General features: G+C 43.3%; 15 protein-coding genes and 1 riboswitch. Of the genes, 9 read left to right on the top strand and 6 right to left on the bottom strand.

The genetic code is table 11. The annotated features are described in order from the left end of the window. Positions 1-748: 748 nt before the first annotated feature. The gene (locus ACED42_RS03745) at positions 749-2,029 is read right to left on the bottom strand and encodes a sodium:proton antiporter (protein WP_017102902.1); all 1,281 of its coding nucleotides are present in this window, start codon (positions 2,027-2,029) and stop codon (positions 749-751) included. 169 nt (positions 2,030-2,198) lie between these two features. Between ACED42_RS03745 and metH the strand changes: the two genes are divergently transcribed. Continuing rightward, positions 2,199-5,876, top strand: a complete 3,678-nt coding sequence (gene metH, locus ACED42_RS03740; RefSeq protein WP_017099431.1) for a methionine synthase — start codon at positions 2,199-2,201, stop codon at positions 5,874-5,876. A gap of 115 nt (positions 5,877-5,991) precedes the next feature. Here the strand turns inward: metH and lysC are convergent, their stop codons facing one another. Further along, positions 5,992-7,359, bottom strand: coding sequence for a lysine-sensitive aspartokinase 3 (lysC, locus tag ACED42_RS03735; RefSeq protein ID WP_371701451.1), 1,368 nt, complete (start codon positions 7,357-7,359; stop codon positions 5,992-5,994). A gap of 109 nt (positions 7,360-7,468) precedes the next feature. Further along, positions 7,469-7,646: riboswitch (Lysine riboswitch) on the bottom strand. Between the two features lie 176 nt (positions 7,647-7,822). On the opposite strand from lysC, the gene ACED42_RS03730 reads away from it, so the two are divergent. Beyond that, on the top strand, positions 7,823-8,962 hold the full coding sequence (locus ACED42_RS03730) for an alanine--glyoxylate aminotransferase family protein (RefSeq protein WP_135444548.1): 1,140 nt from the start codon (positions 7,823-7,825) through the stop codon (positions 8,960-8,962). 104 nt (positions 8,963-9,066) lie between these two features. Here ACED42_RS03730 and ACED42_RS03725 read toward each other — a convergent pair whose 3' ends face one another. The 4 genes from ACED42_RS03725 to ACED42_RS03710 all read right to left on the bottom strand — a co-directional run bounded on the left by ACED42_RS03725 (position 9,067) and on the right by ACED42_RS03710 (position 15,583). Then, positions 9,067-10,830: a PglL family O-oligosaccharyltransferase gene (locus tag ACED42_RS03725; RefSeq protein WP_371701449.1), complete on the bottom strand. Its 1,764-nt coding sequence runs from the start codon at positions 10,828-10,830 to the stop codon at positions 9,067-9,069. Positions 10,831-10,926: 96 nt separating this feature from the next. Then, on the bottom strand, positions 10,927-13,758 hold the full coding sequence (gene uvrA, locus ACED42_RS03720) for an excinuclease ABC subunit UvrA (protein WP_371701447.1): 2,832 nt from the start codon (positions 13,756-13,758) through the stop codon (positions 10,927-10,929). Positions 13,759-13,908: 150 nt separating this feature from the next. Then, the gene (galU, locus tag ACED42_RS03715) at positions 13,909-14,781 is read right to left on the bottom strand and encodes a UTP--glucose-1-phosphate uridylyltransferase GalU (RefSeq protein WP_017101387.1); all 873 of its coding nucleotides are present in this window, start codon (positions 14,779-14,781) and stop codon (positions 13,909-13,911) included. Positions 14,782-14,935: 154 nt separating this feature from the next. After that, entirely contained in the window at positions 14,936-15,583 is a 648-nt protein-coding gene (locus tag ACED42_RS03710; protein ID WP_029222919.1) for a LuxR C-terminal-related transcriptional regulator, read from the bottom strand. 277 nt (positions 15,584-15,860) lie between these two features. Between ACED42_RS03710 and ACED42_RS03705 the strand changes: the two genes are divergently transcribed. The 7 genes from ACED42_RS03705 to ACED42_RS03675 all read left to right on the top strand — a co-directional run bounded on the left by ACED42_RS03705 (position 15,861) and on the right by ACED42_RS03675 (position 23,600). Next, positions 15,861-16,418, top strand: a complete 558-nt coding sequence (locus tag ACED42_RS03705) for a single-stranded DNA-binding protein (protein ID WP_009847868.1) — start codon at positions 15,861-15,863, stop codon at positions 16,416-16,418. A gap of 161 nt (positions 16,419-16,579) precedes the next feature. After that, a complete protein-coding gene (gene csrD, locus ACED42_RS03700; RefSeq protein ID WP_017101385.1) occupies positions 16,580-18,595 on the top strand; it encodes an RNase E specificity factor CsrD in 2,016 nt (671 codons plus the stop codon). A 2-nt stretch (positions 18,596-18,597) separates the two neighbouring features. Then, positions 18,598-20,040: an MSHA biogenesis protein MshI gene (locus ACED42_RS03695; RefSeq protein ID WP_017101384.1), complete on the top strand. Its 1,443-nt coding sequence runs from the start codon at positions 18,598-18,600 to the stop codon at positions 20,038-20,040. After that, positions 20,040-20,687 carry a type 4a pilus biogenesis protein PilO gene (pilO, locus tag ACED42_RS03690; RefSeq protein ID WP_009847865.1) on the top strand — a complete coding sequence of 216 codons (648 nt, stop codon included), beginning with the start codon at positions 20,040-20,042 and terminating at the stop codon, positions 20,685-20,687. Before ACED42_RS03695 ends, pilO begins: the two co-directional genes overlap by 1 nt. Next, positions 20,680-21,012 carry a hypothetical protein gene (locus ACED42_RS03685; protein ID WP_012603133.1) on the top strand — a complete coding sequence of 111 codons (333 nt, stop codon included), beginning with the start codon at positions 20,680-20,682 and terminating at the stop codon, positions 21,010-21,012. Before pilO ends, ACED42_RS03685 begins: the two co-directional genes overlap by 8 nt. Positions 21,013-21,027: 15 nt before the next feature. Continuing rightward, positions 21,028-22,704 (top strand): pilus (MSHA type) biogenesis protein MshL, encoded by a 1,677-nt coding sequence (gene mshL, locus ACED42_RS03680; protein WP_135384581.1) that lies wholly within the window; start codon positions 21,028-21,030, stop codon positions 22,702-22,704. A 56-nt stretch (positions 22,705-22,760) separates the two neighbouring features. Beyond that, positions 22,761-23,600, top strand: a complete 840-nt coding sequence (locus ACED42_RS03675) for an ExeA family protein (RefSeq protein WP_017101381.1) — start codon at positions 22,761-22,763, stop codon at positions 23,598-23,600. Position 23,601: the final 1 nt, after the last annotated feature.

Raw genomic sequence — 23,601 nt, 5'->3', positions numbered from 1 at the left:
GGGAGTTCGAATCTCTCCACCCCTGCCATATTTAAGGCTCTAGCAGAAATGCTAGGGCCTTTTTGCTTTCTGAAGCTAATTATACGCCATTAGCAAAGCAGCGGATTCTCCGGCTTGCCAAAATAGCGCGTGTTGGGAGTCTAAACCTCTACTCCTGCCACATACAAAGCCTCAGCAGAAATGCTAGGTTTTTTTACGTCTGTTGCTTCTTCGAAGCAATGTTGGGAGAACTAGGCGTCCTCCTAACTTACCAGTTTGGTTGAATCTCCGGAGTGCCGACTCAGTCCTCCTCTGGCATATTTAAGGATCTAGACTGCACGCCCCGGTAGAAAGACTAGACCCTTCTTGCTACTGCATCAGATGTTCTATAGAGAAGTTTCGGTTCTAGAACATTGGTGTGCGAAGCTTTACTCTAATTACAATTCCTCTTCGATCGTGGTTCTCTTTCTACACTTTATTATGCTTTCAATACTTCACTTGAAAAGAAGGCCATGTATCTTTACTTAATTTATTTCCGTAAATACTTTGTGTTTATCTTCGCTCGAATGCACTCAAACTGGTGGTTGCTTGTTGGCCTGTTTGGAAGCGTTAGGTACGACAAAGAGTCGTGATTGCAGATAGCAATCATGACTAAAGTAGTGGTCAGAGATAGGGATCAACTTGTAGGCTAGAGAGGCGTGCTTGTTGATGGACACAGGTACAAAAAAGGCCGCTTATACTAAGCGACCTTCGTTTATATTTTTCGGTGTTAATCCAATTCTTTCTCAGCTTGTTTCGCTTTTTCTATCATTGGAGTGATTGTTGATCCTTGAACCAGAATAGAGAATACAACAACAGCATAGGTCATAACGAGGATTATCTCTTTAACATCTATTGCCTTGTCTTCAATCACCCAGATACCTGAAGGGATTGAAAGTGCCATGGCTAGAGCTAAGCCTCCGCGTAAACCACCCCAAGTTAGAATCTTAGTTGACCACGGGTTGTAAGTTCTAAAGCGTTTAAATCCAATATAAGACAAGAAAACACTTAGGTAGCGAGCACTCAATACTAGAGGAACTGCGAACGCCATCAAAATCCAATCTTCTTGGTGGAACTTGAATAGCAGCATAGACATACCAATCAACAAGAATAGTACGCCATTTAAGAACTCATCTATTAATTCCCAGAAATGGTCTAGGTGATCCTCACTTTCTTTAGAAAATCCGATGAAGCGTGTCCAGTTGCCTATCATGATACCAGATACCACCATTGCTAATGGTCCAGATACATGCAGAACCTCTGCAAAAGCATAACCAGCTGTAGGAATACCGATGGTTAATAGCAACTCCATCGAGTGGTCATCGGTGTTGCTGATTAGATAGTGGAATATCAAACCTAAAACAAATCCGTATACGATACCGCCAATAGCCTCTTGGACGAATAACATGGTCACGCTACCTACAGTCGGTGCTTCTGTGCCGAACGCAATGGTAAATAGGGTTACGAAGATGACTAGGCCAAAACCATCGTTGAATAGAGATTCTCCCTCTATTTGAGTAGAGATTCGTCTGGGAGCATCGAGCTTCTTCACTATTGCTAATACAGCTATTGGATCGGTTGGAGATATTAGAGAACCAAACAGTAAGCAATAAATTAGGTCAAATTGAATACCGATAAATTGACAGAATCCATAAAGTACAAAGCCAATAAAGAATGTCGAAAATAGTGTAGCACCAAGAGCGAGTACCGTTATTTCCCATTTCTGATCTTTTAGATTAGGTAACTTAATCCCCAAACCACCTGCAAAGAGTAAGAATCCCAGTATTCCTTTCAGGAGGAAGTCTTCAAAATTGATACTGGCAACGGTTTCTGAGGCGATGTCAGCCAATTGGAACCAATTGTTTTGTCCCGCAATGATAATCAATAGAGATAGCATCATTGAACCAGCTGTGATGGCGATGGTTGTCTGCATTTTACCAATTTTGGTATTAACGAAAGCAATAAGCATGGCAGCAGCGGACAAGAAGCATAAGGTGTAATAGACCGACATTGGGAACTCAATATGTAACAAAATATGAATATTAATTCTCGTTCTCTCATGCTCAAATAGCAAACATTTTTTTGTCATGACTTGGTCATTTACTTCATATTTTAGACGTCTAGACTCCTTTTGAATGTGTGGTAGGATGGAGAGATAATTAAAGGAATGAGGTTGTATCGTGGGAAGTAATGTAAGGCAAAAGATTGAGGCTCTGTTGAAGCAACGAATTTTACTGATTGATGGTGGTATGGGTACCATGATTCAGGATTATAAATTGGAAGAGCAAGACTATCGCGGTGAGCGATTTGCTGATTGGCATAGTGACTTAAAAGGTAACAATGACCTTTTGGTACTTACGCAGCCTAAGCTTATCAAAGATATCCATATGGAGTATTTGGAAGCCGGTGCTGATATCCTCGAGACCAATACCTTTAACGCTACAACCATCGCTATGGCCGACTATGATATGGAAAGTCTTAGCGAAGAAATTAACTATGCTGCTGCTAAGTTGGCTCGTGAAGCGGCAGATGAATGGACAGTGAAGACTCCTGATAAACCCCGTTTCGTGGCGGGTGTGTTAGGTCCAACTAACCGAACTTGTTCTCTCTCTCCAGATGTTAATGATCCGGGCTATCGTAATGTTAGCTTTGATGAACTTGTTGAGGCTTACTCTGAATCGACTCGTGCGCTTATCAAGGGCGGTTCAGACTTAATTCTTATTGAAACTATCTTCGATACGTTAAACGCGAAAGCGTGTGCTTTTGCGGTTGAATCTGTCTTTGAAGAAGTAGGTATCATTTTACCGGTTATGATCTCCGGTACTATCACAGATGCATCTGGTCGGACGCTTTCCGGACAAACAACAGAAGCATTCTATAATGCCCTTCGTCATGTAAAACCTATCTCATTTGGATTGAACTGTGCATTAGGTCCAGATGAATTGCGCGAATATGTCGGTGAGATGTCTCGTATCTCCGAATGTCATGTTTCTGCACACCCTAATGCGGGTTTACCTAACGCATTTGGTGAGTATGACCTTTCTCCCGAAGATATGGCTGAACACGTCAAGGAATGGGCTGAAAGTGGTTTCTTGAACTTAATTGGTGGTTGTTGTGGTACGACGCCAGAACATATACGCCAAATGGCAGAAGCTGTTGAAGGTGTAACACCGCGCCAATTACCAGATTTACCCGTCTCTTGTCGTCTCTCTGGTTTAGAGCCATTGACGATATCCAAGGAATCTCTGTTTGTTAACGTGGGTGAGCGAACTAACGTTACGGGCTCTGCTCGCTTTAAGCGCCTTATCAAAGAAGAGCTATATGATGAAGCTTTGAGTGTGGCTCGAGAGCAAGTTGAGAATGGCGCTCAAATTATCGATATCAACATGGATGAAGGGATGCTAGACGCTGAGGCGTGTATGGTTAAATTCCTTAATCTATGTGCGTCTGAGCCTGAGATCTCGAAAGTGCCAGTCATGGTCGACTCTTCAAAATGGGAAGTTATTGAAGCGGGTCTGAAATGTATTCAGGGTAAAGGCATCGTTAACTCGATCTCATTGAAGGAAGGGAAAGAGAAGTTTGTCGAACAAGCGAAACTGGTTCGCCGATATGGTGCTGCCGTTATCGTGATGGCGTTCGATGAAGTTGGCCAAGCTGATACTCGAGAGCGTAAGGTTGAGATTTGCACTAATGCCTACAATATTCTGGTTGATGAAGTGGGCTTCCCACCTGAAGATATTATTTTTGACCCGAACATTTTTGCTGTGGCGACAGGTATTGATGAGCATAACAACTATGCGGTCGATTTCATTGAAGCTGTAGGGGACATCAAACGAGACTTACCTCATGCGATGATTTCTGGTGGTGTATCGAATGTTTCGTTCTCATTCCGAGGTAATAACTACGTTCGTGAGGCTATCCACGCAGTATTCCTATACCACTGCTTTAAAAACGGTATGGATATGGGCATCGTAAATGCTGGGCAATTAGAGATTTACGATAATGTCCCTGAGGATTTACGTGAAGCCGTTGAAGATGTGGTTCTAAACCGCCGAGATGATTCCACTGAGCGCTTGCTAGATATCGCAACTGAATATCTAGAGCGTGCAGTTGGAAAAGTTGAAGATAAATCTGCTTTAGAGTGGCGTACCTGGCCAGTAGAAAAACGCTTAGAGCATTCCTTAGTGAAAGGTATTACCGACTTTATTGTTGAAGATACCGAAGAAGCTCGTGTTAATGCCTCTCGCCCTATCGAGGTGATAGAAGGCCCATTAATGGATGGTATGAATGTGGTTGGTGACCTCTTTGGTGAAGGTAAGATGTTCCTTCCTCAAGTGGTGAAATCTGCACGTGTTATGAAGCAAGCGGTAGCCCATCTAGAGCCATTTATCAATGCAACCAAAGACGTAGGTGCAACTAACGGAAAAATCTTACTTGCGACCGTAAAAGGAGATGTTCACGATATTGGAAAAAATATTGTGGGCGTTGTCTTGCAGTGTAATAACTACGAAATTATCGATTTAGGCGTGATGGTTTCATGTGAAAAAATCCTTAAGGTCGCTAAGGAAGAAAACGTCGATATCATTGGCCTTTCGGGTTTGATCACTCCTTCCCTGGATGAGATGGTGCATGTTGCGAAAGAAATGGAAAGACAAGGCTTTAAACTGCCTCTTCTCATCGGTGGAGCAACCACATCTAAAGCGCATACAGCCGTTAAGATTGAACGGAACTACTCTGAGCCTGTGGTCTACGTAAACAATGCTTCACGTGCGGTGGGTGTGTGTACTTCGTTGCTATCTAACGAATTGAAACCTGCATTTGTTGAGAAGTTGAATATTGATTACGATCGCGTTCGCGATCAGCATAATCGTAAGAAGCCTCGTACTAAACCGGTCACTCTTGAAAGAGCACGTGCTAATAAAGTAGCTATCGATTGGGATGCTTACACGCCACCGGCACCCGCTAAACCGGGAGTTCACATCTTTAATGATTTTGATGTGGCAACTTTGCGTCAGTACATCGACTGGACTCCATTCTTTATGACATGGTCATTGGTCGGTAAATACCCTGCAATTCTTAGTCATGAAGAAGTGGGCGAGGAAGCGAAACGCTTATTCAAAGATGCCAACGATTTATTGGATCGAGTACAGAAAGAGAAATTACTTGGAGCTCGTGGGATGTGTGCGATGTTCCCTGCTAACAGCGTTGGCGATGATATCGAAGTGTATACCGATGAATCTCGTACTGAAGTGTTAAAGGTTTTACACAACCTTCGTCAACAAACCGAGAAGCCAAAAGGTTTTAACTACTGTTTGTCTGATTACATCGCTCCAAAAGAAAGCGGGAAAGCGGACTGGATTGGCGGTTTTGCCGTAACGGGGGGGATTGGTGAACGTGAATTGGCTGATGAATACAAAGCCAATGGCGATGATTACAATGCCATCATGATTCAAGCGGTTGCTGACCGATTGGCTGAAGCGTTCGCGGAGTATCTGCATAAAGAAGTGAGAAAGGATATTTGGGGTTACTCGCCAGATGAGGACTTGTCTAACGACGATTTGATTCGTGAGAAGTACCAAGGTATTCGTCCAGCTCCAGGTTACCCTGCTTGCCCAGAACATACAGAAAAAGGAACGTTGTGGGAGTTGATGGACGTTGAAAAAGCGATCGACATGTCACTAACAACGAGCTACGCGATGTGGCCTGGTGCTTCAGTGTCTGGTATGTACTTTTCACATCCTGATGCCCGATACTTTGCGATTGCACAGATTCAACAGGATCAAGTGGATAGCTATGCCGACCGTAAAGGTTGGGATATGTTGGAAGCTGAGAAGTGGTTAGGCCCAAACATTAACTAGTTTGAATCTATAACGAGCTTTGCTTCGCAATGTAAAAAAGAGAAAGGGTTGCTTAATAGCAACCCTTTTTGTATCTGTAATTTAGTTATTTATCTGTCGATGATAAACGGACTACCTACTCAAATAACTCTTGATGAAGTTTTTGAATCGCCAACTTAGACACAGATTCATCTAGCAAGAAGCATAGGTTGTGTGGGCTTGCTCCGTAACAAATCATACGTAGGTTGAAATCTTCTAGAGTGCCGAATACCTGCTTTGCATAGCCTTTGCTTTCGCTCATGTTGTTACCAATAAGAGCAACAAGGCATAGGTCGTGCTCAATATCTACGGAACACAACTCTTCAAGCTCAAGGCGAGCGGCTTCAGGTAACTCAGGAGCACCACCAGAGGTATCGGTTTGATCGAGAGTAAGTGAGACACTGATCTCTGAGGTAGTGATAAGATCGACTGAGATCTTATGTTTAGCCAGGATCTCGAATACCTTTGCCAAAAAACCATAGGCATGGAACATGTTAGCGCTGCGTAGCGTAACCATGGTTTGGTTGCAGCGTAGGGCAAGCGCTCTGAACAGAGGAGAGCTTTCAACTTGTTGACGAATCCATGTTCCACCAAGCTCTGGTGCTTTTGATGAGCCGACAAAAACAGGGATTTGATGGCGTAGTGCAGGAACCAGAGTTGAAGGGTGTAATATTTTCGCGCCAAAGTTTGCCATCTCAGATGCCTCACTGAAGCTGATCTCTGGGATAGGAGATGCTTTCGATGCGATGCGTGGATCTGTGGTGTAGATGCCTGGAACATCAGTCCAAATTTCTAAGCCAATCGCTTGTACCGACTCCGCAATCAGTGCAGCTGAATAATCACTGCCGCCACGACCTAACGTTGTGGTGTTACCTTCGCTGTCGGCACCGATAAAACCTTGGGTAACGACAACTTGTTCTTCGCAAAGTGGAATCAGTTTCTGCTGTGCAAGGGCTGCAATATCTTCCAGTTGTGGTTCTGCTTTACCGAAATCATCATTGGTGCGCATCACTTCTCTGATATCAAAACGAGCCGCTGGTGTACCACGTTCGCGAATGATTTGAGCGAGGATATGTGTCGACATCAGTTCGCCACATGCCACTAGGTGATCGGTGAGTTTGGTACTGGCTTGGAATGATGCGGCTTCTGCAGCGCTCGCAATATCATCCAGAATACAGTGCACATCTTTTTCAATGCTAATTGGGTCAGCTAGCTGAGCAAGAATCGTATTATGAATATCGGTTAACTGTGTCACTAGTTCTTGGCGACGAGTTTTATCTTGAACACCATTCGCGAGTTCAACAAGCAGGTTAGTCACGCCAGAGCATGCGCTACTCACGACCAGTTTCGTATTTGAGTTGTTTTCAATAATGGCAGCACAACGGCTCATTGCTTCAAAGTTGGCAACACTTGTTCCACCAAACTTAGCGACATTAAAAGAACCAGCTACATTAGATGCACTCACGATATATCTCCCACGATTTCCTAAAATAAAATTACTGTTGGGTAATCCAACGTCCGATGTTTTTCGAAGAGAGTTTTAGAGCAAAAAAGAGAGGAATTATTAGAATAGTAACCTCAGAAGCTCTTCACCATATAGAAATGGCGACAGTTAACGGGATTCAGCCCGCTCAACCGATAATAAAGGTCCTGCATCCTTTTATTATCTCGGCACTGCTCCCCATGAATGTTTTGTATTGGAAATGCGGTTCCACAAAACACCTGCCTGGGCAGTGCTCCTCTTCTGCTAGATAGCCATTTCATTGAACGTGTTTGCGCAAATAATGTCAATCCGTAACGTGAGATAATTGAAAAATAATTTTAACAATTATGTGACACTGGTTTGACCTCAATACTTATGGCTAATTGCTGAGGTAATCAATTTGCTTTAGGGTGGATTGTTCACAACATTAACGTAAGGGATGTACATGTCTAATTTAACACTCACTGCTGCTATCGATAGCTTTTATCCGCCACACCGAACGTTAATGGGGCCGGGGCCTTCAGACATTTATCCTCAAGTTTTACAGGCATTAAGCCGTCCAACCATTGGTCACCTCGACCCGCTATTTATTGCGATGATGGATGAGCTTAAACAACTTCTTAAGTATGCATTCCAAACAGAGAATGAATTTACGATTGCTGTTTCTGCTCCAGGCAGTGCGGGCATGGAAACCTGTTTTGTTAATTTGATTGAGCCTGGTGAAAAGGTCATTGTTTGTCGTAACGGTGTTTTTGGTGAGCGTATGCGCGAGAATGTTGTTCGCTGCGGTGGTGAAGCCATCCTTGTTGATGACGAGTGGGGTAAGCCCGTTTCAGTTGAAAAGGTAGAAAAGGCATTGGCAGAAAACCCCGATGCTGTTGCTGTCGCATTTGTGCATGCCGAGACGTCTACTGGCGCGTTATCGGATGCTCAAGCTATTTCCGCAGTCGCTCGTCAGTTTGATGCGTTGTCGATTGTGGATGCGGTGACATCATTAGGTGGTGTGCCATTGTTGGTTGATGAATGGCAGCTTGATGCGGTTTACTCTGGCAGTCAGAAGTGTCTGTCTTGTGTTCCTGGTTTATCTCCAGTGACGTTCTCTCAACGTGCTGTTGATAAAATGAAAGCACGTCAAGCTCCCGTACAAAGCTGGTTCTTGGATCAGAGCTTGGTATTAGGTTATTGGAGTGGAGAAGGTAAGCGTAGTTACCACCATACTGCACCTGTCAATAGCCTCTATGCTCTGCATGAGTCGCTGGTTTTGTTGAAAAATGAAGGCCTAGATAATGCGTGGTCTCGTCACTATGCGATGCACCAAGAACTTAAAGGTGGCGTAGAAGCTTTGGGGTTGGAATTTGTGGTTGCTGAAGAGAGTCGCTTACCTCAATTGAATGCGCTTTACTTCCCTGAAGGGATTGATGAAGCCAAAATAAGAACGCAGCTGTTAGAAGAGTATAATCTTGAAATCGGTGCTGGGCTGGGCTCTCTGGCTGGAAAGGCTTGGCGTATTGGTCTGATGGGTTATGGCGCTCGAAAAGAGAATGTCGCTTTGTGCTTAAAAGCGTTGCAAGATGTTTTAACATAATGCTAATAAATTGAAGTTTAAAAGAAAAGCGCACGAGAGATCGTGCGCTTTTTTGTGCCTAACCGAAAGATCAGAAATGGTGCTTTAGTTCTGAGAGCTAAACATCACTCAGTAGACGACAGGTTATCTTCTTCTTGTGATACTTTCTTATACTGAACCTTTGAAAAGTCTCGATTTGGGAACAAGAAGCTCGCTTCACTGCGAATTTGTTCTGCCTTGCTGTGATCTCCTAATCCTTGATATGCGAGAATCAGGTTGCTGTAGAAAGCAGGCCTTGGCTTATTCTTTATGATTTCTAACGACCAATCTATATAAGGAAGGATCAGGCTAGGATCGGCTTTGTAGAGGCCGATATTTAGATAGGTACTGTACACGTCCCAATCATAGCGATCTTTCCAGACTACGGGGTTGGTTACCTGCTTAAGAATGTCTGGGTTTTTCGGCTTAGACATTTCAAATTTAGTGAGTACATAATTGGTGTGTAAGGCACTCAGCATGTAAAAACTCACTAAGATAGGCACGATTAAGCTCGACACTCTGAGTAGGGTTTTACTGACGATACTAAACGGCTGCTGATAGTGGCGAGAAGCCCGTTGATCGACCCAGTAAATCAAAATGATAAAGGTTATCCAGTGAATCGCCGAGTGGTAAAAAGGATACTCAAGCTGAGAATGTAAGAGTATAGGTATGAATAGCGCAAGCAGTGCTAGACGTGTTCCTTTCGCTGAGCTTGCTATGCGTGACATCACCAACACCGCAGCAATCAAGATACCGATAATTGGTACAATTCCACCTTCTACTCCCCAAAACAGGAACTCATTGTGTGGGTGATCCATTGAAGGAAGGCCGGGGTGATAATTTGAGTTAAGTTGATGCTGGCGAGCCGTGTATAGCGTGTATTCGGATTCGAATTTTCCGTAGCCATAACCGGTAAATGGCTTTTCGATCATCATATCGAGCGCTTGTGGAAAGGTATAAGCTCGTGGACTTTCTAAGTTTGCTTTTTTACTGGCGAAACTATCAGTTGCACTGAGGCTGATTACCGAAAAGGCGACGACGATACCGACTACCACTGATACACACCATCCGTAGAAGCGCTTCTTGGTCGAGAACTTGTAAAGGTAAGGCAGAATGCAGACAAACCCGATTACGGCAGCCAACCATCCTGTACGTGATGCAATGATGATCAGCAAAGGTACGGTTAAGGTTGGTGTCAGGTATAGTAAGAATGACTCGCTAATTTTGCGATTATATTTAGCAGGCTGTCTCGCTAAAAGATAAGCTGAAAGCACAAAACCGGTAGCTAAAAAGCTGGCCATAACATTCGGTTGTTGAAATATCCCATAAGGTCTATTGGCCGCAGTGTTATAACCAAATAGGTTGCCAGGTTCCAGTAAGAAATATTGCACATAGCCAAAAAGTGCTTGTAGGACGACAGCAAGAACAATGAACCACAACATGCGTTGTTTGTGTTTGTTACTGAATTTAAATTGCTGAAGCACCACGAATAAAGCGAAGCCCGCCCACAATCCCAGTAGTCGGCCTGATGCGGCTTGAGGAGAGGCGTTGCTGTAAATAATGGGCAACGTCAGTATCACGCAGCTTATTAGCAAGCCAACGGTTAACTTTGAATATTTGAGTGCTCGGTTAGTGGCAAGCTGGTAGAAGCCAATCGCCAACGTAAAGCTAAGAGCTAACCAAGTGGTTGGATTAAAGGATAAAGCGAGGCCTGAGCCTCCAGGATTGGGCATGAAAAAGTGCATGGCTAATAAGAATATAACAGCTAAAGAGGCAAGGAATGCCTTGTTAAGCGGAAGCTGAGTTCTCTGATTTTCTAGCTGGGTACCGCTAGTATGTATTGTTGCCATAAATCCCTAACCTTATAAAAACAGAGCTTGTTCCTTCTGAAAAAAGCCCTGTTACTTTAACATTTTTCTGTCTGCTCGCAGGGAGCTATTTTACACCTACTTCAAATTTAACATAGGCTTAAGGAAGCGAGCAGTGTGCGAACCTTCGACTAACGCCACATCTTCAGGTGTACCTTCTGCAACAATTTCACCGCCTCCTTGACCACCTTCAGGGCCAAGATCTAGGATCCAGTCCGCTGTTTTGACGACGTCTAGGTTATGCTCAATCACGACAACCGTATTACCGTGATCCCGTAATCTATGCAGTACCGTTAACAGTTGCTGGATATCGTGGAAATGTAGGCCTGTTGTTGGCTCATCGAGAATGTATAAGGTTTTCCCCGTGTCTCGCTTAGATAACTCTCTTGCTAACTTAACACGTTGTGCTTCACCGCCAGACAAGGTTGTTGCTGCTTGTCCGAGGCGAATGTAGGAAAGGCCAACATCCATCAATGTTTGCAGCTTACGAGCAATAACAGGAACAGGGTTGAAGTATTCTCGAGCATCTTCGACAGTCATCTCTAGAACTTCGTCAATGGTTTTCCCCTTGTAGCGGACCTCTAGCGTTTCACGGTTATAACGCTTACCTTTACACACATCGCACGGTACATACACATCTGGCAAGAAATGCATCTCTACTTTGATGACACCGTCTCCCTGACACGCTTCACAGCGACCACCACGAACGTTAAAACTGAATCGACCTGGCTTGTAGCCACGAGATCGTGATTCTTGGGTACCTGCAAATAACTCACGAATTGGCGTGAAAATACCAGTGTAGGTTGCAGGGTTTGATCTAGGGGTGCGACCGATAGGGCTTTGATCAATATCGATCACTTTGTCGAAATGCTCTAAGCCTTTTATCTTTTTGTGCTGTGCCGGAACCGCAGTGGTTGCACCGTTTAATTGAGTGTGAGCAACTTTAAAGAAGGTGTCATTGATTAGTGTTGATTTTCCTGACCCCGATACACCCGTAATACAGCTGAACAAGCCTACAGGGATTGTCGCAGTGACATTCTTTAGGTTGTTTCCTTTCGCGCCAACGATCTCGACGACCTTTTTCTTGTTGATAGGCGTTCTTTGTTTTGGTACCGCAATTTCTTTGGCGCCGCTCAGGTATTGCCCTGTTAAAGAGTTCGGATTTTCGATGATGTCTTGCATGGTACCTTCTGCCACCACGTGACCACCATGAACACCTGCGCCTGGACCTATATCGATAACATGGTCAGCGCAACGAATCGCATCTTCGTCATGCTCAACAACAAGTACGGTATTTCCTAAGTCTCTTAGGTGAACCAGAGTTTGTAGTAGACGTTCATTATCACGCTGGTGGAGGCCAATCGATGGTTCATCCAGCACATACATAACGCCAACTAAACCGGCTCCAATTTGACTTGCTAGACGAATTCTTTGCGCTTCACCACCTGACAGTGTTTCTGCACTGCGTGATAGGTTCAGGTAATTCAAACCAACGTTCACCAAAAAATGCAGACGATCATTGATCTCTTTCATCACTTTATCAGCAATTTGTCCACGCTGGCCGTCTAACTTCAACTCTTGGAAAAATTGTAGTGCGTCAGCAATGCTGAGCTGAACGATTTCTGGCAGTGTGGTATCGCCAATAAAGACATTTCGAGCTTCTAATCTTAAGCGTGTACCATCACAGCTAGAGCATGATTTCGTTGATATGTACTTGGCAAGATCTTCACGCACAGCGCTAGATTCGGTATCGCGGTAACGGCGTTCTAACGTATTTAAAATACCTTCAAAGGGGTGGCGTTTTACTCGGATATCACCACGATCATTGATGTATTTGAATTCTACTTCAGTACGACCTGAACCTTTAAGAATGATCTCTTGAGTCTTTTTCGGTAGAGAATTAAATGGCGCATACAGATCAAAACCATAATGGTCTGACAGCGATGTCAGCATTTGGAAATAGTAATAATTTTTCTGATCCCAGCCTTTAATCGAACCTTCTGCAATACTTAGGCTCTCATCTAAAATTACTCTGCTTGGATCAAAGTATTGTTGAACACCAAGACCATCACACGTACCACAGGCACCTGCCGGGTTATTAAATGAGAATAGGCGAGGCTCAAGCTCTTGCATGCTGTAACCACATTTTGGACAAGCAAAATTAGCCGAGAACACGATCTCTTCTTGTTCTTTATCATCCATCCAACCGACTACAGCGATACCGCCAGAGAGCTCTAATGTTGTCTCAAACGATTCAGCTAAACGCTGTTGAAGATCTGGGCGAACCTTAAAGCGATCAACGACAACTTCAATGGTGTGCTTCTTGTGCAGTTCCAATGTTGGTGGATCGGACAAATCACAGGTCTCGCCATCAATACGGGCACGGATAAAGCCTTGAGCCGCTAGATTCTCAAGCGTTTTAACGTGCTCACCTTTACGTTCTTTGACTATCGGAGCCAGCAGCATCATCTTTGAACCAGCAGGCAGTTCTAAGACTTTATCGACCATTTGACTGATGGTTTGTGCTGCAAGAGGGGTATTGTGATCAGGACAGCGTGGTTCACCGACACGAGCATAAAGCAGTCTTAGGTAATCATAGACTTCAGTGATGGTGCCAACCGTTGAACGAGGATTGTGAGAAGTTGATTTCTGTTCGATAGAGATGGCTGGAGATAAACCTTCGATGTGGTCGACATCAGGCTTTTCCATGAGAGATAGAAATTGACGAGCATAGGCCGACAGAGACTCAACATAACGACGTTGACCTTCTGCGTAGAGGGTATCAAACGCAAGTGACGACTTTCCTGAACCTGATAATCCAGTGATAACCGTTAGCTTATCACGAGGTATGGTTAGGTTAATGTCTTTGAGGTTATGCGTACGAGCGCCTCTAATTTCTATTTTATCCATCTCAACAGACCATGTAATTTTAAGTGGCTAAAGTATTACATAGAGTGAGATTTGTGCAAAGTTTTACTGGATAAAAAAACAGTAAACAAAAAAGGGTGACTCAAAGAGCCACCCTTTCTACCAATTTAAACGTTGATTATTAACCCGTTGTCACGCTTCTTTCTTTGTCGAGTGCTTACCTAGTTCGATTTGCTTTTGGTCTTTTTTGTATAGATTTTCAAAGCAGTAGTTTGTTGCTTCGATATAACCTTCAACACTACCGCAATCAAAACGTTGGCCTTTAAATTTGTAAGCCAACACACAGCCTGCTCTTGCTTGTTTTAGCAATGCATCAGTGATTTGGATTTCGCCGCCTTTGCCTGGTTCAGTCTGCTCGATCAGTTCAAAGATATCTGGAGTCAGAATGTAGCGGCCAATGATCGCTAGGTTGCTTGGTGCAGTACCTGGTTCTGGCTTTTCTACCATGTCATCGACACGGAAAAGATCGTCTTTGATCATCTCGCCCGAGATAACACCGTATTTATGAGTTTCGTTTTCAGGCACTTCTTGTACTGCAACGATTGAGCAACGGAACTGCTTGTATAGCGCAACCATTTGAGCCAGAACGCCTTGCTGCTCGTTCACACAAAGGTCATCAGCAAGCACAACGGCGAAAGGCTCATCACCCACAAGTTCACGACCAGTCAAGATAGCATGGCCTAGACCTTTCATTTCGCGTTGACGAATGTAGGTAAAGTTTGCTGCTTCAATCGTCTCACGAATATTGATCAGCAAGTCTTCTTTATTGGTACCGCTAATTTGGTGCTCTAGCTCGTAGTTCTTATCAAAGTGATCCATCAGTGAATGTTTACCACGGCCAGTAACGATGCACATTCCATCCATACCGGCTTCGATAGCTTCCTCTACACCGTATTCAATCAGAGGTTTGTTTACTACAGGCATCATTTCTTTCGGCATTGACTTAGTTGCTGGTAAAAAACGTGTACCGTAGCCTGCTGCCGGGAAAAGGCACTTTTTGATCATGATAAGACCCTTTATCTATAATAATTATTGATTCAACTGATTTGTTGATATTTCTGAGGGCAACTCTAGCATATGTTATGTCGAAATTTCAGCAACAATACCAATGATTACTCGAGCTTCCCTCAAAATTATTGTCAGATTAGAGGCGGAGTGGTTATGCAAGCAAGTTTTGGTTTGCCCATGCAATAGCTTGGACTCTATTTTTCACCGCTAACTTACGGAATATTTGATAGAGGTGGGATTTGACCGTGAATTCGCTAATGAAAAGGTCATCGGCTATTTGAGTATTTGATGATCCTGATTGAAGGCAGCGAATGACTTGGATTTCACGAATAGTTAAATCAACATTGGTTGGGGTCGTATTGGTATTGACCATATTACGATAATAAAACAGAAGTTGATTAGTCACCTTCCTAGGTAGCCAGTTGTCACCATCGATCACTTCTTGAAGACCACGAGCAATCTTGTCCTTTTGTTCAGTGTTGTAAAAGAGTCCTTTTAGTACCCCATAGGTAAGAAGCTCTGAGGTTGGAAGTTGCTGGGGGACATTGAATAAAATGATTTCGTGATTTTTCCACATAACAGTCAGGTTAGGACAAATAACCAGTAGTTGTGGTACCTCTCTATAATCGACGAGCAAGATCCGGTTACTCTGCTTTCTATCAACTAACATTAATTCGTCGGGTGTCATTTTGTAGAGAATAATAGATAAGTGCTTTTCTATCTCCTTTACATGTAGATAGGTATCGTTTGGGTCGATGCACAGAAAGTGTAAAGTGCGAGCGTATCTTGATTTTCTCATTGAAACGTCCTGTTTGAGTGGGATTAGATTCCACGTTGTCATGCAGGCTTTCGCTTCTCTAGCGCCTTGATAGTGACTTGCGTTGAATATCAATTATCAAAGTAAATGAGTGGTTTGTAAGTGGAGAAAAAAGCAACATCGCTCTGAATATCATGATTTGTTACGTTTTTATTCTTTGTGGTGGAGTGAGAATAGGAAGCGATTTATCACAGCAGAAAAGCATGCTATTCTTGTGCGCTAAAATTTTCTGAGACTATGAATTTAGACGGAGCAAATCATGGCTAGCCGTGGAGTTAACAAAGTTATATTAGTGGGTAACCTAGGTAATGACCCTGAAATTCGTTACATGCCAAATGGCGGTGCAGTAGCGAACATTACCATTGCAACGTCAGAGTCATGGCGTGACAAAGCAACTGGCGAACAGCGCGAAAAAACAGAATGGCACCGTGTTGCTCTGTTTGGCAAGCTGGCGGAAGTTGCTGGTGAGTACCTACGTAAAGGTTCCCAAGTTTACATTGAAGGTCAACTTCAAACGCGTAAATGGCAAGATCAAAGCGGTCAAGATCGCTACACAACAGAAGTCGTTGTTCAAGGCTTCAACGGTGTAATGCAAATGCTTGGCGGTCGTGCTCAAGGCGGTGCTCCTGCCCAAGGTGGTATGGGTAACAACCAACAGCAAGGTAGTTGGGGTCAGCCACAGCAGCCACAACAACAGCAGCAACAATACAGTGCGCCAGCTCAACAGCAGCCGAAAGCACCTCAACAAGCTCCTCAGCAGGCTCAACCTCAATATAATGAGCCGCCGATGGATTTTGATGATGACATCCCATTTTGAGGACTGTTTTTAATATATTATAAAAGCAGTATTAAATTGGAAGAAGCCGCGTTCGTCGCGGCTTTTTGTTACCTACAATTCTTAACGCTTTATTTACAACGTCAATTTATAGTATAAGTAGCAATACGGTATAATGTGAGTTGAAAAGGATTTCGTTATTCATGAGATATACCCCGACACTAAAATTGAGCACTCGATTGGTCGCATTTGTCACCGTGATAGTGATCAGTGCGATGTTCATCCTTTTTATTGGTGGCACACTCTCCTTTAAGCGTATAGGACAGGAATATTTAGATCATTATTTGGTTGGCATTGTTGACGTCGTAGATAAAGAGATGGAAGATCCAGATGCTGCGTATTCAATGCAACGTTGGATGCCGAAGATGTTGCAGGCAAGCAATATCGTTGAGATGAAGCTTTCAAACAAAACCGGTATCGTTTACCGATTTAAAGATACCTCCCCACAAATTGATCCAAACCGTCTCTATGAAAGAAGCTTCATTTTAGATCGAAATGAAGGCTATCAAATCGAATTTAAAGCACTCCCCCCTTATATTGGTTACAACTACTCGATTGAAGCTATGTGGTCGATTACTTTGGCGGTGGCATTGATCCTTTTTTGTTTGGCCCGTGGTGTTCGTTGGTTAAAAGAACAGTTAATGGGCTCAGAGATTTTGGAAGAGCGAGGGAGAATGATCCTTGCTGGGCAGGTAGAGGCTCATTCAAAAGGGGACGAGCGAGAATGGCCATATACGGCAAGTGAAGCGCTTGATGTACTGATTGAAGAGTTGAAAGATGCACGCCAAGAGCGAAGTCGCTTTGATACTTTTATCCGCACCCATACTTTTCTAGATAAGCTCACTGGTACAGCCAACCGAGTACTATTTGATAACAAACTTGAATCTGTACTGCATGAAAGTGGCGCTCGTGGAGGCGTTTTACTGATACGTATCGACGAGTGGGAACAAGTTCGAGATGCCAATGACAAGCAGCTCACCGACGGATTTATTATTGAAGTTGGTGAAGTATTGTCGAATATTGTTCAGCGTTATCCCGATGTCATTTTTTCTCGCTATTACGAAGCAGACTTTGCCGTGTTTATTCCGCATCAAGGAACAAAGGATATTGCGACGTTGGCTGCTCAATGTTTAAGGCAATTAGATAAATTGACTCCGCCGGAGCCTTTGGAGTCAGATAACTGGTGCCATATTGGCGTGACAATGTATGTCGAAGGTGAACGCCATAGCCAAATCATGGATGAAACGGAAACAGCGTTAAAGAGCGCTCAGTTAGAGCGCATTAATAACTGGAGCCGTTACCCAAAAGAAAATAAAAGTGAGATAGACAGAGGCAGTGTTCGCTGGAGAACATTACTTGATAAAGCCCTACTACCTGAAAATTTAGTAATCTTTGCTCAGCGGTGTTATCTTATGCCGGATTCCGGTCAAGTTAATGAATTGCATAAAGAAATATTTATTAGAATTCAAGATCCAGACAAAGGTCTATTGAAATCTTCTCGTTTTATGTCTGCGGTAGAACAAGTCGGTTATCAAGCTCAAATGGATCAATCGGTTTTGACGGTTTTGTTTAAGTCGCTGAAAGTATCAACACAGCCTGTCAATTATTCGGTGAACTTGAGTGTCACTCCGTTTGCAAATAAATCACATTTTAAATGGTTCAGAAGTGAGTTGTTACAGCTCTCTGCTCAGCATCGTTCTCAGCTTGCTTTTGAGTTTTCAGAAGGCCATCTAATTACTCACCTTGATTATATGCGACCAGTGGCGAAGGTGTTACGAGGGTTAGGGTGTAAAGTGGTGGTTGGCCAAGCTGGGCGAACCATTGTTAGCACTCATTATATAAAGGATTTGAAGGTTGACTATATTAAGCTTCATCGAAGTTTGGTAAAGAAAATCGATAAACGGCATGAAAACCAACTGTTTGTTCGAAGTCTGATTGGAGCATGCGGTGATTCTCCAACTGAAGTGATCGCGGTCGGAGTTGAGACAAAGCAAGAAAAGAATACCTTGATAGAGTTAGGCATTAACGGTTATCAAGGGAGATATTTCGACGAAGAACAACAAATAATTCCCTTGCCTACTCAAGGGGAGAAGACAGTGAAAGCTGAATCCGTTGTAAAAATCGGTCGAAGAAATCGATGGCGTAAGAGTAATAGTTAAGCATGAATTTTAAAGCGATTTTAGACAAAATAAAGCCAACGAATAATAACGGTAGTTCTCAAATTGTCCTTTTGGGCAATGATACCGTTTATATTTCATCGGCTGAGTCAGAACCTCAAGTCACCAGTTTCCCTGTGGTTAACGGTGACTGGGAAAGTGCGCTGAAAAAATTGTTGAGCAGTGAGTCGCTTACTAGTGATAGCCTTCAGCTAATTGTATGTGCGAACTACTACCAAACCTATCAAATTGATAAACCGGACATTCCACAGAGTGAATGGTCGGTGGCATTGCCTTTTCTATTGAAAGATCTGATCTCTGAAAGGGTGACTGATATTACAGCGAGTGCGGTAGCGCTACCGACCTCGAATAAGCTACAAGTGTATGTTTTGCCTAAAAAGCTATTGGACAAGCTTGTAAGTATTACTAATTCAGCACAAGTTGATCTTAAAGGTATTGCTCCCGAAGATGAAGTTTGGGGCTACAGTGCTGGTGAGCTCTCTAATTTCATTCTTTTACAACGCAGCCCTAACTCACATTTTAAGCTTGGTGCATTTGTTGAAAACACGGTTTGCTTCCAAAGAACAATCCGCAGTGTTGTCCCCCCCTTAACTGGTACCGCATCAAGTGCATTGCAGTTGGATGGTCTAGCTTTAGAGCTCCAAAGGTCGATTGATTACCTTTCTTCTCAAATTAAAGGCACCCAACTTCATCAGTTAAAAATATGCTGTGATGAGGAAGATGAAGCTGAATTGCAGAGCGTGTTAAATAGCACATTGAGTTCGACCGTTTCTTTACTTGTTGAAGGTGAGCGCGAAAATTCAGAGAAATGGTTAGTTACGCTCGCGGCTGAAAAGAATGTTTTTAACGTTAATCTCTACCCAGAGCACCTTAAGCCTAAAAAAGAGTATTTCACTCTAGTGAATGTGGTTATGGTTTGGGGGCTTGTGTGTACCTTGTTGCTTGGCAGTTATTGTGTAATGCAGTATCAAGCATCGAGTTTGGATGAAGAGCTAGCAGCTTTACAATATGACTTGAATCAGCTTAACCAAGAAGTTAACCAATTAAATAGTAAGTTGGTTCAACATAAACCGTCTCCAGTGAAAGTAGCTGCGGTTGCTCGTCTCACTAGTGAGATACAAGCGAATAAAGAGGCTTTGAAGGCGGTCGGTCAATACGATGAATCCCAGCAAGTCGGGTATTCTGGTGTTATGAATTCCTTCGCTAAATTAGGGCGAAATGATATTTCGCTTTCGCATATCTACATGACTCACGAGACCCTAGAGCTTCGCGGTTTGGCTCGTGACGCTAATGTTGTTCCAAACTGGATTGGTCAGTTTAAAAATGAACTTAATTTAGTCGGGCGCACCTTTGAAAAGATAAAGATAGGTCGTAATGAGCAAGATGTGGTGACGTTTGAGTTAAGTACTCATAGGGAGAGTGAATAATGCAACTGTGGAACCAGCTTAGCGATAAGTTCCTTGCATTAAGCCTGAGAGAGAAATGGCTACTTTTCGTGTGTGGTCTAGTGGGCTTATCCATGCTTGTATTTACCTTATTGATTGAACCTGCATATCTTGATTTACAAGAAAAGAATGTGAAGTCGATGAGCCTTACGCAGTCAAATCAGAAACAACAAGGTGAATTACTTGTTCTACAAGCCAAGTTGAACAAAGACCCAGATAAAGAAATTGATCTTGAGTTAAAAAAACTATTGGTTGAGAGCCAAGAGCTATCATTTGAGCTCGCTGAAATCGTTGATAGGTTGGTTACGCCTTCTCAAATGGCGCAGTTATTAGAGAGCGTTCTTAATGCAGGTAATGGACTGAAGCTTGAGTCTTTAGAATCGTTACAACCAGAAGCTATTTCGGACAATCAAGAGAACAGTGACAATTCAAAGTACTTTCTCCATCCTGTTAGAATGGAGTTGACGGGTAGCTACTTCGATATTTCAATTTATCTTCAAGCACTTGAGTCACTTCCTGTGAGCTATTATTGGCGCACGTTTGAGTATTCAGTAGAAGAATATCCCAAAGCTCGACTTGTGTTCGAGGTTTACACCCTAGGTACCAGACAGGAGTTTATCGGTGGTTAGAACTCTAGTGTTATCTTTGCTGTTTGGTAGTTCAGTGGTATGGGCAGAACAAGACCCAACTGCGCCATTAGGTTGGCTTTCGCCCCTGCAGAAATCAGCATCAGCTAAAAAGGCGCCAGTTCAATATCGTTTACCGTCTCTAGAGAGCATTGTTTGCAAGGGCGATACACCTTGTTATGCGATTATGAATGGTCAGATTCTCGAACAAGGAGAAACGATCAGAGGGTACCGAGTTAAGAACATTGATCCAGAGTACGTCACTCTGCAGAGAAGCTCTAAGCAGTGGAAATTAGAGATGTTCTCTTTAGATGTTAAGAATAATTAAGGTTAGAGTGAAGACATGCGTAAACTTGTAGTAGCAATTCTAGTGTCATCTTTAGTCGGCTGTTCGATGGGGCATAGAGACCCTGTTGAGATAAAAGAGTCTTTAAACGAATCTATTAATGAAGCGAATAGCAAAGCACTTCATAACTTACCTTCGTCGGTACAAGATGACCTTATGCCTCAGCTAAGTTCGGACTCTATGTCTCCGAATGTGGAAACCGTCAAGCGCTTTCGTATTCAAGCAAAAGGCGTTGAAGCGAGAACCTTTTTTGCAAGCCTAGTGAAAGGTACAGAGTACAGTGCCGCGATTCATCCAAGCGTTGCTGGAAAACTTACTCTAAATCTAACAGACGTGACCTTAGATGAAGTTCTGGCTGTTGCTCAGGATATGTATGGTTACGATATTGAAAAACGTGGCAAAGTGATTCAAATTTATCCGGCCGGTTTGCGCACAGTCACGATTCCAGTGGATTACTTGCAAGTAAAGCGTTCTGGTCGTTCTTTAACGACGATTACTACTGGAACAATTTCCACTTCAGACTCTAACTCGAACTCATCTAACTCGAATTCTAATTCGTCTAACTCGAATTCAAACTCATCAAACTCGAACTCCAATTCGTCTAGCTCCACATCTAACGGTGGTACGGAGATTGAAACGATATCTGAAAGTGATTTTTGGCCGCAGCTTGAAGCGGCAGTCGCTCACTTAATTGGTTCTGGTGATGGGCAAAGCGTTGTGGTTACGCCACAAGCGAGTGTGATTACGGTACGTGCTTACCCCGATGAAATCCGAGAGGTTCGTGAGTTCCTTGGGATTTCTCAGAAACGTCTGCAGCGCCAAGTTATCTTGGAAGCCAAAATTATGGAAGTGACACTTAGTGACGGCTATCAACAAGGCATTAACTGGACCAAGATGTTTTCGTCGAACGGTACTAACTACACGCTAGGTATGGGTTCTATCGTTAAAAATGCAGCTGGTACGATCATCCCAGGCAAACTACCAGGCATGGACCCAATCGGTACCGCTTTAGGTGGTCAATCTAACCTCGTTGTTTCTGGAGGTAGTTTTGAAGCCGTCTTGAGTTTCATGGATACGCAGGGTGACTTGAATGTGTTATCTAGCCCAAGAGTGACAGCAGCTAATAACCAGAAAGCGGTTATAAAAGTGGGTATAGATAAATATTTCGTGACGAATTTATCAAGTTCGGTCGGTAGTGGTGATAACGCGAATGTTGCCCCTGAAGTTGAGCTAACCCCGTTCTTCTCCGGTATTTCTTTGGATGTGACGCCGCAGATCGATGATAAAGGAAATGTGTTCCTACATGTTCACCCCGCAGTGATTGAGGTGGAAGAGGAAGTGAAAGAGCTTAATCTTGGCTCAACAACTGGTGTTGTGACGCTGCCGCTGGCTAAAAGCTCTATTCGTGAGTCTGACTCCGTGATTCGAGCGCAAGATGGTGATGTGGTTGTTATTGGCGGATTGATGAAATCAAACACCAGTGACATGACTTCAAAAGTTCCATTTCTTGGTGATATCCCTGCACTCGGTCATTTGTTCCGTAATACCAGTCAACTTACTCAAAAAACTGAACTCGTTATTCTATTAAAGCCAACGGTTGTAGGTGTAAATACTTGGCAATCAGAAATGGAGCGTTCTCGAGATCTTTTACAAGAATGGTTCCCTGATGAATAGTAACCACTCACTTTATCAATGCAGATTGGTAGTGAATTACTAAGCTAGGTCGTCTTATGTATCAAGTTCATTTTGATTTTGAACAGTTACCATTTACGTTAACGCCGAATACCGATTTTTTTTATGGTTTAGCACCTCATTTTGAGGCAATTCAAACGGTCATTTCGGCGTTAGAAATGGGCGAGGGGGTAGTTAAGGTTACAGGGGAGGTCGGCACAGGCAAAACCATGGTGTGCCGAATGTTGGTCAATCATCTCAATGATTGTACTGCTTTAATTTACCTGCCTAACCCAGTGCTATCTGGGGCTGACTTACGACAAGCCGTGGCTAAAGAGCTTGGTTTGATTACCGATAATGAAGCCACCTTAGTGGATAACATTCAACATAAACTTATTGAATTGCACAACTCAGGCTTACGAGTGGTTGCGATTCTTGATGAGGCTCAGGCGTTGTCAGATGAAGCTCTAGAGACCTTAAGGTTGTTTGGTAACTTAGAAACTGAAGATAAAAAGCTGCTGCAAATTGTTCTATTAGGGCAGCCGGAATTGGATGTTCGATTAGAGGCTTATCATTTAAGGCAATTTCGTCAAAGAATCACATTTAGTTCGACACTGAGGCCACTGACTCTCGATGAAACGGTAGCTTACATTGATAACCGGATCGCTAAATCTGGTGGCAAATATGCTCCCTTTAGCCTGAGCCATAAAAAAGCGATCTGGCGCTCTTCTTTGGGGATCCCAAGGTTGATTAACCAGTTGTGTCATAAAGCTTTGTTGCTTGCTTTTAGTGAAGATAAGAAAAATATAGAAAACCAACATCTCTTTGCTGCAATGCATGAAACATACGATGTGTGTAAACCTAAATTTAAAACGCCAATGCTGTGGGGTTGGAACTAAT

Source organism: Vibrio sp. FF145 (assembly GCF_041439075.1).
GTDB classification, from domain to species: Bacteria; Pseudomonadota; Gammaproteobacteria; order Enterobacterales; family Vibrionaceae; genus Vibrio; species Vibrio tasmaniensis_A.
This window is presented reverse-complemented; position numbering and strand designations above follow the sequence as displayed.